This window comes from Pseudoflavonifractor intestinihominis (genome assembly GCF_040096055.1).
In the GTDB taxonomy this organism is placed as follows: domain Bacteria; phylum Bacillota; class Clostridia; order Oscillospirales; family Oscillospiraceae; genus Pseudoflavonifractor; species Pseudoflavonifractor intestinihominis.
On sequence record NZ_JBBMFK010000064.1, the window covers coordinates 1 to 1,121 of the forward strand.

General features: G+C 54.5%; 1 protein-coding gene. It reads right to left on the reverse strand.

Annotated features, from left to right (window positions below; translation table 11 throughout):
- On the reverse strand, positions 1 to 1,119 hold a 1,119-nt coding region (locus WMO64_RS17020; protein ID WP_349232766.1), incomplete at its 3' end, for a recombinase family protein.
- Positions 1,120 to 1,121 lie beyond the last annotated feature (2 nt).

The following is a 1,121-nucleotide window of genomic DNA, read 5'->3' on the forward strand; positions in this document are numbered from 1 at the left end:
ATATTCCGTCACCTGCCGGAGATTGGAGAGGACACCGGCGGTCAACAGGTCGGTGCGGATAAAGTGCGCCGTACAGTCGCGGGTGCGCTTCTTGTAGCTGCCGCAGATGTAACAGTCCTGCTTGCGGTTCTTGTTCTGATACCGCTGCTGGTACATCACATGGCCGCAGTCGGCGCAGAACAGCATACCGGAGAACAGCCCCACTTCGTCATAGCGGTTCGGGCGTTTGCGCTGCTTGCGTAACTCCTGCACGCGCTCCCATGTTTCCGTGTCGATAATCGGCTCATGGTGGTTCGGGAAAATGGCCTGCTTCTCCACGGGGTTCTCTACGCTGTGCTTGGTCTTGTAAGAGGGCTTTTCCGTCTTGAAGTTTACCAGACAGCCGGTGTACTCCCGGTTTTCCAACAGGTGGACAACGGTGTTTGTCGCCCATTTGCACTCATAGCCGGGGTGATAGCGGCGGGTGCTGCCCGTCCTGCGGTATTCCAGCGTACCCGGCGTGGGGATTTGCTGCTCCGTAAGCATACGGGCAATCTTGGTCGGGCCGTTCCCGGCAAGGCAAAGCTGGTATATCTGCCGGACTACCGGCGCGGTTTCCTCGTCAACAATATAGTTCTCGTCCTCGTCCATGAGGTAGCCGTACACTGGCTTGCTGGTAACGGGCTTGCCGCTCATGCCTTTTGCTCTCTTAACTGCCTTGATTTTCTTGCTCGTATCTCTCACCAGCCATTCGTTGAACAGATTTCGCAGAGGGGTAAAATCGTTGTCCATGCCGCCGTTTGCGCTGTCCACATTGTCGTTGACAGCGATAAAACGCACGCCCTTTTGGGGGAACAGCATTTCCGTGTAAAATCCCACCTGCAAGTAGTTTCGCCCTAACCGGCTCATGTCCTTGACAATGACCGTACCCACTTTCCCGGCTTCAATGTCTGCAAGCATGGCTTGAAAACCGGGCCTTTGAAAGTTCGCGCCGGAATAGCCGTCGTCGGTGTACCAGCGCAGGTTGGTAAAGCCATTTTGTTTTGCAAAGGTTTCGAGTATCCTTTTTTGGTTCGATATGGAATTACTCTCGCCTTGCAATTCGTCCTCATGGGACAATCTCGGATAAAGGGCGGTAATGA